The sequence below is a fragment of the Bilophila wadsworthia ATCC 49260 genome (genome assembly GCF_000701705.1).
Classification (GTDB): domain Bacteria; phylum Desulfobacterota; class Desulfovibrionia; order Desulfovibrionales; family Desulfovibrionaceae; genus Bilophila; species Bilophila wadsworthia.
In genome coordinates this window covers 1-8,086 of sequence record NZ_JNJP01000120.1, presented here as the reverse complement: position 1 = coordinate 8,086, position 8,086 = coordinate 1, and the positions used below count along the sequence as shown (strand labels likewise).

Sequence of the window (8,086 nt, the reverse complement as noted above, 5' to 3'; positions counted from 1 at the left end):
GGTCCGGGGGAGGAGAGAGGAAACCTTTCTGAAGAAAGATTTCCTCTCTCCTCCCCCGGTTCATCCCCTAATCCCCACAAACCTTGTCGGAAACAAGGGCCATAAAACCAAGGGTCTTCCTGAGGCTGTCGAGCTGCGGATCAATGCCGTAGCGATGGGCAAGCCACAGGATGTCGGGCATGAAAAGCATTGTCCCTTCGCCGGGGACTTCGGAAATCACGATGCGCAGAGGCAGCTCGAGGGCAACCTCGGGGCGCTCCAGCATCAGATGCGTCCCGACCGCGGGCTTGCCGAAAAAGGCCACGCGGGTTTCGGGCATGAACAACCCGGCGGCACGCGCGTTGGCGGCGTGGTCCACCGTAGCGAACAACGGAACGTTCAAGGTCTTGAGCGTTTCAAGCAAACGATTCCAGACTGTTTCCACACTACCCGCACAGGGCTTGGACACGAGTCCTTCCGTGGTATGCATGACCATTCCTTTTTTTGAAGGTTCGTTGGAAAAGTCCCTTCTCCGAAGGAGGCTTTCCATGAAAACGTTCCGAATGAAACAGGGCGGAACATCAACGATGCTCCGCCACCTTCCTTTTCCTTTGGGAGGTATTCGGCGACGGTCAGGAAGCCCTCGCCGGATGCCGGTTATTCGACAGTCACGCTCTTGGCGAGGTTTCTGGGCTGATCCACGTCTTTGCCGAGATAGTCGGCCATTTCATAGCTGAACAACTGCATGGCCGGAAGCGCCAAAAAGGCGTTGAACGGGCCCCACGCGGAGGGAATCGTCCACAGGTGCTCCACATGCAGATCCGCTCCGGGGTTGGCCAGCGCGATGACCGGACCGCGGCGGGCCTGCACTTCCACGATATTCGATTTGACCTTCGGAAACAACGCATCATTGAAGGCAAGCGCAAAGGTCGGGAATTCCGGTTCAATCAGGGCGATGGGCCCGTGCTTCATCTCTCCGGAGGCATACCCCTCCGCGTGGATGTAGGAAATTTCCTTCAACTTGAGAGCGCCTTCCAGCGCGAGGGGGAAGGCATGGCCGCGCCCCAGATAGAAGAAGCTGTGCGCGGACGCATACAGCGGGGACAGCATCTGTGCCGTTTCCCGCATGGCGGGCAGGGCATCCTCGATCTGCTTCGGCAAGCCGTGCAGGGCGGCGAGCGCTTCATGGCGGGTCTTGGCGTCAAGCAACCCCTTACGCTGTCCGTAATAGAGCGCGATGAGCGCCATGATGACCATCTGGCTGCACATGGCCTTGGTGGATGCCACGCTGATTTCCGGTCCGGCCTGCGTATAGATCACCGCATCGGCCTCACGCGGGATGGACGATCCCACGACGTTGCACAGCGCGATGGCGATACAGCCCTTTTCCTTGGCGAGGCGGAGCGCCGCAAGCGTATCCGCCGTTTCCCCGGACTGGCTGATCACAAGGACCATGTCGTCAGGCTCAAGGATAACGTTGCGGTACCGGAACTCGGACGCGATTTCCGGGACGACCGGCATACGCGCCCAGTTCTCAAGCAGGTGCTGCCCCCACATGCCCGCATGGTACGAGGTCCCGCAGGCAATGATCCGCAGGCGAGAGGGGACGGGAAGCCCGTCGAGCTCCGGCAGCACGACCATACCCTTCTCTTCGTCCACACGCCCGGCAAGGCAATCCGAGATAACCTTGGGCTGTTCAAAGATTTCCTTGAGCATGAAGTGCTTGAACCCGCCTTTCCGTGCGGCCTGCATGTCCCACTGGACGGTCTGCACTTCCTTCCGGACGGGCTCGAGCGTCTCGAGAGACAGCACCTGCCACGTGGCGTCCGTGATGCGGACGATTTCGCCGTCCTCCAGAAAAACGACGTCACGCGTATAGGGCAGGAACGCCGGGATATCCGAAGCAATGAAATGCTCGCCCACGCCCACGCCGAGGATCAGGGGAGCGGACATGCGCGCGGAAAGGATGGTCCCCGGCTCATCGGGGCAGATCACCGCCACGGCATACGCGCCGTGGGCCTGACGCAGAGCCCAGGCAAAGGCTTCAAGCAGCGTGGGGTTGTGCTTGCGGCCTTCCGCGATGAGATGGGCCAGGACTTCCGTATCGGTTTCGGATTTGAAGACATAGCCCTTGGCGAGCAGGCCTTCCTTCAGCTCCTGAAAGTTTTCGATGATGCCGTTGTGGATGATGGCGAGTTCGTTGTTGCCGCCGATATGAGGATGGGCATTGCGTTCGGCGGGCACGCCATGCGTGGCCCAGCGCGTATGCCCGATGCCGTTCATGGCGACAGTGTTGGGATAGTGGGCGAGCTTTTCTTCCAGAGCCGCCAATTTGCCCTCAGCCTTGATGACCTTGAGTTCCCTCCCCTGAATAAAACCGACTCCAGCGGAATCGTACCCGCGGTATTCAAGGCGCCGCAAGCCTTCGATGATGACCGGAACAGCCGGACGATGTCCGGCATAACCAATAATTCCGCACATGCAGTATTGCTCCTTCCGTTCACGGGAATGCCGTCGGGGCTCCATGCGCCGCCGAGAGCAGTGGTTTCTTTTTACAGCCTGTTTTCAGGCAGAGTTCCAGTGTGATAGAAAAAGGGCACGTTGTAAATACGCCCCGATACGCTTCTGAAATCACCCAACTAGGTTATTATTAAGATGATTTTCATTGATGTCCCGTAAATTCACCGTATATTCCACTACACGGACAGAAAAAGCCATTTTCAGCCTGCTGTTTCAGAGTTTTTATTTATTTCAGGAGGATACTATGAATACCATATTGAAGACCGCCATTTTTGCCACTGCCCTCCTCATGCTCGGCGGCTGCGCCACCAAGGCGCTTACCCCTGAAGAACAAGCCTTTCAGGATGCGCAGCGTTCCTGCACCGAGCAGACCAACTCCATGATCGGCGGGAGCCGCTATTCATGGAGCGATCAGCTCCCGTGGAGCAACTATTTCGAATGGTGCATGGAAGGCAAGGGCTATACCAAGGATCAGCTAAAGAGCATTTGGTATTAAATTTCCATATAGTTATAAGTAGATACGACAGCCGCGGCGGATGACTTCGCCGCGGCTGTCGTCGTCCCGCACCTTATCTTTTGGAGCCCTCCTCAAACTTCCCCGCGCGAGCTCCCCTTCAGCCCTTTTTTCGGGAAAAATCACGTAACGCTACGGCATGTTACGGATAAAAAAAACTCTATTGACTTATCAAAGGAAGGGTGACAATAGCCGCGCCCAAGGAGTACCTTTTATGAAAAAAATGATTGCACTTTTGGTTCTCGCGTTCTTTGGTATGACTGCAACTTGTGGAATGACCTTCGCTGCTGAAGCCAATAACGGCATGGCAACTGCCAATGAACAGGCGCTACAGGACCCTGCCACACATCAGCAAAAGAAAGCTCCTCACGCTGTAAAGAATCAGGAAAAGAAAAATGCTCAACATGTAAACACAAAACAGCAGAAGAAAGTTACTAAAAAACACGATAACGCTGCTTCTCAACAGAAAAAGACGTCTGAATCACAAGAATAACATGTAATCCATCCCATAAAACAGATCCAGAACAGAACAGTCCATCTGTTGTGCTTACAAAAATCCTGATGCGATTCTTTCGCATCAGGATTTTTTACGTCTTCCAATTGGAGAAAGAGAAGACTGGAGAAGGAAAACATCTGCTGGAAAAACGTGTTCCCTTCCCCTGCTCTGCCAGCACGGCTCGCCCCATCCCTTCCTCTCCAAAGCCGCCCAACATCATCGAATATCTGCTGGCGGTTTTAGGGAAAATGAAAAATCACAGAAAAGCCATTGCCCTTGAGCCCCTCTAGCAACTGCATAAAAAAAGTTCCCGGAATATTCCGGGAACCTTTTTCCATAACAGGAACTCCTGCCGTATAACCTCACCACCAGTCAACATTTTGCGGGTGGGAGTCCGGGGGAGGGAGCTTTTTACAAAAAGCTCCCTCCCCCGGTAACCCCCTCGCCTTACTTGTTGCGATGGGCGGCGATTTCTTCAAGATATTCGGGGCGCACATCGAAGCCGAATTCGATGGCCTTGTCGGCATATTCGGCGGCCTTGTCGTAATCGCCCTTTTCAAACCACGCGAGGGACAGATTGTTCCACGCGGGCGCGAATCCGGGCTGCTTTTCAATGGCCTTTTCGCTGATTTTGATGCTCTCGTCGTACTGGCCGTTCATGTAGTAGGCAGCGCCGAGAGTCGCCATCGCCTGAATGAATTCGGCATCCCATTTCAGAGCCTTTTGCAGGGCGCTGATGGCCTTTTCGGGCTCGCCGCGCTGCAAATGCACAAAGCCGATGTTGCTCCACGGCACGGGGAACTTGGCGCGGCAATTGGCCGCTTCCTCATTGTAGCGCAGGCAGCCTTCGAGATCGCCGCGCTGCAGACAGATGCCGCCAAGCTGCACGTAGGCTTCGGCAAGATGGGACGAATTGCGGACCGCGGCGAGAAACGATTCTTCCGCCGCCACAAAGTCGCCCTTGCTGAGCAAGGCTACGCCAAGATTGTAATGGTGATTGGCGCAACCGTCGTTCTGGCTGAGCGCGGCCCGCAGGTCGGCGATGTACTCGTCAAGATTCTCGTACCGGTCCTTCATCGATCAGTCCCTCTTTCTTCAGGAGTTTATAATACCATACGCAGAACTCGTAGATGCCGAGGTAGCGTTCGTCTCTGTTCACAATCCCGAGCGCGCAGTCGAGAGCGCCTTTGTTGAAGTCATTGCCCTCGGTGCGTTCGCCGAGCGAATGCATGAACCCGCGGAACAGCTGCTGCGTGGTGCGCTTGCTCGGATCGACGCGGATATCCATCGGGTCGTTGGGCTTCTGGAAGGGATCCCATTCATCGTAGCCGATACGGTCGATGAACTTCCTCCGGCGGGGATTCATGCGCTCGTAAATTTCGCGCTTGAGCTGTTCCTGCTCCTCGGTCAGCTCCTGCTTGGTGCTGTCTCGAAACATGGTGGCGGAAATCATCAAGACTCCTTGGGCGCCGGGCCTATACCCAAATAAGCGTCGTCGTAGTTGGTGAGAAGCGCCATGGACACGGGCACGAAGACCTCATGCAGCTCCTTGAACCGGGACTGCACGCGATCCCGGATTTCCACGCTGAGGCGGTCCAGCCGTTCCTGAATCTTGTCCAGATGGACGGTCGGATAGCTGGCTCCGGCAGCGAAATTCGACTGGCCGCACACGTGCCCCTTGCCGCCTATCGCCGTAGGGATGCCGTAGAGGCGGCAGGTGATGGGGCGGTAGTCATAAAGCACGCACTGATCGTTCGAATCGAGGAGCGGACAGCGGATGCGGGCCTTGGCGGCCTCTTCCATGATGTGCTCCATGGCGTCTTCAGAACCTTTGGCATCGCGCAGCTCGCGGAAATAGTCGCGCTTCATACGAGTCAGCTTGCGATCCACACTCCCGGCGTTCTCAAGGATGCGGGAACGCTCGGGGCCGAAGTCGTACTTTTCGATGAACCGCGCGTTCAGGTACATGGCCTCGACAAGCGAAAGGTCAAACATGGCGTGGCAGCAATCACTGCAACCGGGCTTGCAGGTCACGCAGTCCGGGTGCATCTCGCCAACGCGGGCAAACACCGCGTCGGCTTCAGCAACAAGTGCCTCGTACGCAGTGAACACAGGGGTAAGCTCGGGCATGATGTTGATCATAGGATCTATAATAGGTAAGAGTGTAAAAAAAGGAAGGGGCCTCTTGAAAAAAAGCTCCTTCCTCTCGCACAAACCGCCGCCCTCAATCGCGATTGCGGGCGGCGGCATTTCAATGCTTAGTTTTCTTCAACGTTGATGGCGTCGTGTTCGCACACTTCGACACAGGATTCACAGCCGAGGCATTCTTCGGCATGGGCCGGGCTGGATTTGCCGTCGGTCATTTCGTACACTTCAACAGGACAGACGTCCACGCATTCGCCACAACCCACGCACTTGTCAGCGTCAACAGTAACATTCCAAGACATTGTCATTTCCTCCAAGTTTTGGATCAAATCGATCCTGAGTTTCTCGACCACAGGCACTGTCGTGCCGTCATCCTTGCCTTAGCGTCCGAACAGGAGGGTGTCAAGTGTTTTGAGAAACGACGGGAAAGCCTTGCGGCCCTTGTTTCCGCGCGCTGCCAAGGCTCTCCCGGCAACGGCTTTTCTCCCGTTTCGACACCGCCCTGTCCAGACAATAATCATTTTCCGGCAAGTTCCAAGCGCTCGGCGACAGCCTTTGCGGCGGCCCTGGTAAACTCCTCAGCGGAGAGCCGCGCCTTCTCGGCGGCATCGACCACCAGCGAAGGCCGGTTGGCGAGGCTCGCGTCGGGCGCGACGCCGTATTCCGGCGGGAACGTGTCGGTAAAATACATATTCTGGAATCCTGCAAATTTGAGCGCGTGCGCCGTCGAATCGAGCACTGCCTTTTCCCCGGCGGCCACCCTGCCCTCTTCGCGGGCCTTGAGCAGGCCTGCAAGGCATTCGCCGCCCTGCGTGCACACGATATGCCCATGCCGGTTGGCGAGGATGGTCGCATCCATGATGGCCTGCTCGGTCACCTGAACCACGCCGAATTCGCCGCCCGCAGCCTCGTAGGCGTCGACGAGCGCCTTCACGCGGGGGAAGGACACCGGGTTGCCGATCATGGCGGCCTGCGCCACGCTCGGGCGGACGGTCACGGGATTGTACACGCGTTCGGCCTTGGGCTTGCTGTAATAACGCCACACCGGGTCGGCGTGTTCGGACTGCACCCCGAACAGGCGCGGCAAATCGGAAATGATGCCAAGACGGCGCATCTTGAGCAGGCCGGACATGACCGCCGTGATGTTCCCGGCGTTGCCCACCGGGACAAACAGGATCTTGCCCGCCAGATCCCAGTTGAACCACTGGGCGACTTCATAGGCATAGGATTCCTGCCCAAGGATACGCCAGCTGTTCTTCGAGTTGAGCAGGGCCACGCGGTAGTGCTCGGCCAGATGCTCGACGACCTTCATGCAGTCGTCGAATACGCCGGGCACCTCAAGCACGGTCGCGCCGGAGCCGAGGGGCTGGGAAAGCTGCTGAGGCGTCACCTTGCCCTGCGGCAACAGCACGGCGGTCTTGATGGGATGCCCCACATACGCGCCGTACAAAGCCGCGGCAGCCGACGTATCCCCGGTAGAGGCGCAGATGGTCAGCACCTCGTCCCATCCGTGCTTGCGGACCAGCGCACGCAAATAGCTGTACGCGCAGGCCATGCCGCGATCCTTAAAGGAAGCGCTCGGGTTCTGGCCGTCGTTCTTGAACGCGAACGAGGCATTCAGCTTCTTCTGGAGTTCGGGAGCGCCGTCCACGACCGGGGTGTTCCCTTCGCCGAGGTACAGGATGTCTTCCTGCTCCAGCACGGGGGCCATCAGCTCATAAAACCGGAACACGCCGCGCAGGGCCGTGTTCCGGGTGGCAGTCCGGCTGTCGAACAGGTTGCGCCAATATGCGCCGCCGTGTTCCTTCAGTTTGTCGAAGGTCGTGTCTTCAAGCAGGAATACGCCACCGCAGCTCGGACACGTATACAGCAATTCATCAATGGGGTGACGGGCCCCACAGCCGAGGCACACGTATTCCATCTGCGCCCGGTAGGTCGGAAACTGATCGGACATGGTCGCTCCGTATTGAGGTACGCCTCCGGCGGCAAAGGGCTACCGCCCCTTGCCCCTGTTTTTGGAGAATCGCTCTGCTTGCGATCCTTGTAAGGCCCGCAAGCCCACCCAACGGCCACGGCGTCGCCGCCCTTTGGGTCGAATTCCCCCAAAACGCCCTCAGTACCGCCGGAAACGTGAAGGGCTTTACCCTTCCTCCGGAGGTTCTGCGGGATTCGGAGATTATGTTCTTTTTCTGAGGTCCTAAGGAAAAAAGCAACGGGAGGCAAGCCTTTGTTGTTTTGCCTTCCCTCTTCTCCCTTTGCCATCTAAAAAAATACGGTCCTCTTTTCCCAAAACGCCCATCACCCCCCTCTTTCGGCCCACACGAAAATCCCTGCGAACAGGGATTCGATAACGTCGAAAGTCTTTGAAGAGGATGGGGTGGGGTTTGGGGAGGGGAAGGGGAAACTTTCTGAAGAAAGTTTCCCCTTCCCCT

General features: G+C 57.2%; 11 protein-coding genes. 3 read left to right on the top strand and 8 right to left on the bottom strand.

The window, feature by feature from the left end; translation table 11 throughout:
• Positions 1–67: 67 nt before the first annotated feature.
• Positions 68–469 carry a DUF302 domain-containing protein gene (locus T370_RS0120215; protein ID WP_009380162.1) on the bottom strand — a complete coding sequence of 134 codons (402 nt, stop codon included), beginning with the start codon at positions 467–469 and terminating at the stop codon, positions 68–70.
• A 167-nt stretch (positions 470–636) separates the two neighbouring features.
• The gene (gene glmS, locus T370_RS0120210) at positions 637–2,460 is read right to left on the bottom strand and encodes a glutamine--fructose-6-phosphate transaminase (isomerizing) (protein WP_029436813.1); all 1,824 of its coding nucleotides are present in this window, start codon (positions 2,458–2,460) and stop codon (positions 637–639) included.
• A gap of 283 nt (positions 2,461–2,743) precedes the next feature.
• Between glmS and T370_RS0120205 the strand changes: the two genes are divergently transcribed.
• The 3 genes from T370_RS0120205 to T370_RS25255 all read left to right on the top strand — a co-directional run bounded on the left by T370_RS0120205 (position 2,744) and on the right by T370_RS25255 (position 3,799).
• Positions 2,744–2,995 carry a hypothetical protein gene (locus T370_RS0120205; protein WP_016360648.1) on the top strand — a complete coding sequence of 84 codons (252 nt, stop codon included), beginning with the start codon at positions 2,744–2,746 and terminating at the stop codon, positions 2,993–2,995.
• 232 nt (positions 2,996–3,227) lie between these two features.
• Positions 3,228–3,506 (top strand): hypothetical protein, encoded by a 279-nt coding sequence (locus tag T370_RS0120200; protein WP_029436812.1) that lies wholly within the window; start codon positions 3,228–3,230, stop codon positions 3,504–3,506.
• A gap of 68 nt (positions 3,507–3,574) precedes the next feature.
• The gene (locus T370_RS25255) at positions 3,575–3,799 is read left to right on the top strand and encodes a hypothetical protein (RefSeq protein ID WP_156034473.1); all 225 of its coding nucleotides are present in this window, start codon (positions 3,575–3,577) and stop codon (positions 3,797–3,799) included.
• 157 nt (positions 3,800–3,956) lie between these two features.
• On the opposite strand, the gene T370_RS0120190 is transcribed toward T370_RS25255, so the two are convergent.
• The 6 genes from T370_RS0120190 to T370_RS25790 form a co-directional block, all read right to left on the bottom strand.
• On the bottom strand, positions 3,957–4,586 hold the full coding sequence (locus tag T370_RS0120190) for a tetratricopeptide repeat protein (RefSeq protein WP_005028125.1): 630 nt from the start codon (positions 4,584–4,586) through the stop codon (positions 3,957–3,959).
• Positions 4,561–4,962 carry a hypothetical protein gene (locus tag T370_RS0120185; protein ID WP_005028126.1) on the bottom strand — a complete coding sequence of 134 codons (402 nt, stop codon included), beginning with the start codon at positions 4,960–4,962 and terminating at the stop codon, positions 4,561–4,563. Before T370_RS0120185 ends, T370_RS0120190 begins: the two co-directional genes overlap by 26 nt.
• Positions 4,962–5,651: a hypothetical protein gene (locus tag T370_RS0120180; protein ID WP_005028127.1), complete on the bottom strand. Its 690-nt coding sequence runs from the start codon at positions 5,649–5,651 to the stop codon at positions 4,962–4,964. The genes T370_RS0120185 and T370_RS0120180 overlap by 1 nt, the downstream gene beginning before the upstream one ends.
• 116 nt (positions 5,652–5,767) lie before the next feature.
• Positions 5,768–5,956: a ferredoxin gene (locus T370_RS0120175; protein ID WP_005028128.1), complete on the bottom strand. Its 189-nt coding sequence runs from the start codon at positions 5,954–5,956 to the stop codon at positions 5,768–5,770.
• 215 nt (positions 5,957–6,171) lie between these two features.
• Entirely contained in the window at positions 6,172–7,608 is a 1,437-nt protein-coding gene (gene thrC / locus T370_RS0120170) for a threonine synthase (protein ID WP_029436811.1), read from the bottom strand.
• Positions 7,609–7,851: 243 nt separating this feature from the next.
• On the bottom strand, positions 7,852–8,086 hold a 235-nt coding region (locus T370_RS25790), incomplete at its 5' end, for a hypothetical protein (RefSeq protein WP_034507283.1).